Annotated in this window: 1 protein-coding gene; it reads right to left on the bottom strand. The window is 44.3% G+C overall.

All coding sequences use genetic code 11. The features are described 5' to 3' along the window. Positions 1-1274, bottom strand: a 1274-nt coding sequence (locus QT996_RS28495) for a beta strand repeat-containing protein (protein WP_445304601.1), incomplete at both ends; no start/stop codon positions are given.

Genomic DNA, 1274 nt, shown 5'->3' with positions numbered 1-1274 from the left:
CTCCCAACTGCACCATTGAATGTAACATTACCTGCACCCCCATTCACAGTTAAATCGCTGCTGCCGTTTACTGTATCGTTGAAAGTAATGCCGCTGCCTGAAAGAATGGGATTAGTGGCAACAGTCACAGCATCTCCATAAGTTTGAGCCCCAGTTGTAGTGACATTTCCCTTGACTTGAGTTGTGCCGCCAGCCTCTGTAGTCAAACTCGTGGCATTGACTGTTTGATTAAATGCGGTTGTTCCTGTAGAGTTAGCTGTTAAATTGCCGATCGCATTTGCAGCACCAACTGCACCATTGAATGTAACATTACCCGTACCCCCATTCACAGTTAAATCGCTGCTGCCATTAACAGTATCGTTAAAAGTAATCCCGCTGCCTGAAAGAATAGGATTATTGGCAATTGTAACTGCATCTCCATAAGTTTGACTGCCAGTTGTAGTCACATTGCCATTAAGTTGAGTTGTGCCCCCGGCATCTGTAGTCAAACTCGCGGCATTGACTGTTTGATTAAATGCGGTTGTGCCTGTAGAGTTAGCTGTTAAATTGCCGATCGCACTTGCAGCACCAACTGCACCATTGAATGTAACATTACCGCTAACCGCATTCGCCGTCAAATCGCTGGTGCCGTCTACAGTATTATTGAAAGTAATGTCGCTGCCGGAGAGAATGGGGTTGTTGGCAATTGTGACAGCATCTGCATAAGTTTGACTGCCTATTGTAGTGACATTTCCCTTGACTTGAGTTGTGCCACCAGCATCTGTAGTCAAACTCGCGGCATTGACTGTTTGATTAAATCCGGTTGTTCCTGTAGAGTTAGCGGTAATATTTCCTAATGCCTTGGTATTGCCAACTGCACCATTGAATGTAATATTATCTGCACCCCCATTTACAGTCAAGTCGCTGCCAATGTTACTGGCATCCACAGTATTATTGAAAGTAACGTCGCTGCCTGAAATAATCGGATTATTGGCAATTGTAACAGCATCTGCATAAGTTTGACTGCCTGTAGTTGTCACATTACCATTGAGTTGAGTTGTGCCGCCTGCATCTGTGGTCATGCTGGCAGCATTGACGGCATTAAATGTAGTTGTACCTGTACTATTAGCGGTAATATTTCCTAATGCTGTGGTATTGCCAACTGCACCATTAAAGCTGAGGTTGGATGCCCCGACATTAGCTGTTATGTCGCTATTTCCATCTAAGGTGGAATTAAAGGTAATGCCATTCCCAGTTAAAATTGGATTATTGGCAATGGTGACGGCATCGTTATA

Source organism: Microcoleus sp. S13C4 (genome assembly GCF_036700865.1).
GTDB lineage: Bacteria > Cyanobacteriota > Cyanobacteriia > Cyanobacteriales > Microcoleaceae > Microcoleus.
This window is presented reverse-complemented; position numbering and strand designations above follow the sequence as displayed.